The organism is Paenibacillus turpanensis, from assembly GCF_011421635.1.
Taxonomy (GTDB): Bacteria; Bacillota; Bacilli; order Paenibacillales; family YIM-B00363; genus Paenibacillus_AK; species Paenibacillus_AK turpanensis.
The window spans coordinates 1-358 of sequence record NZ_WTLI01000073.1; the positions used below are offsets into that span (position 1 = coordinate 1).

2 tRNA genes are annotated in these 358 nt (G+C 48.9%); both read right to left on the reverse strand.

Going from position 1 to position 358, the window contains the following annotated elements:
- Positions 1 to 124 precede the first annotated feature (124 nt).
- Positions 125 to 201: transfer RNA gene (locus GQS10_RS22860), tRNA-Arg, on the reverse strand.
- 11 nt (positions 202 to 212) lie between these two features.
- Positions 213 to 288: transfer RNA gene (locus GQS10_RS22865), tRNA-Gly, on the reverse strand.
- Positions 289 to 358: the final 70 nt, after the last annotated feature.

A 358-nucleotide genomic window follows, 5' to 3' on the forward strand; every position in this document is an offset into this window, starting at 1 on the left:
TTTTCAAGGAGCACTTGTCTTGCTCTTCTTTCTTACTGCTTGTCCGTCGCTCTCGGCGACAGAATTACATCTTAGCATACTGCAAAATCATTTTCACTGCATAAATAATTCCAAAGTAATAAAGTGGCGCGCCCTGAGAGATTCGAACTCCCGACCTTTTGATTCGTAGTCAAACACTCTATCCAGCTGAGCTAAGGGCGCACGATTAGCATTGGAGCGGAAAACGGGTCTCGAACCCGCAACCCTCGCCTTGGGAAGGCGATACTCTGCCAATTGAGCTATTTCCGCAAAAGACAATGGCTGGGCCGCTAGGATTCGAACCTAGGCATGACGGAGTCAAAGTCCGTTGCCTTACCGC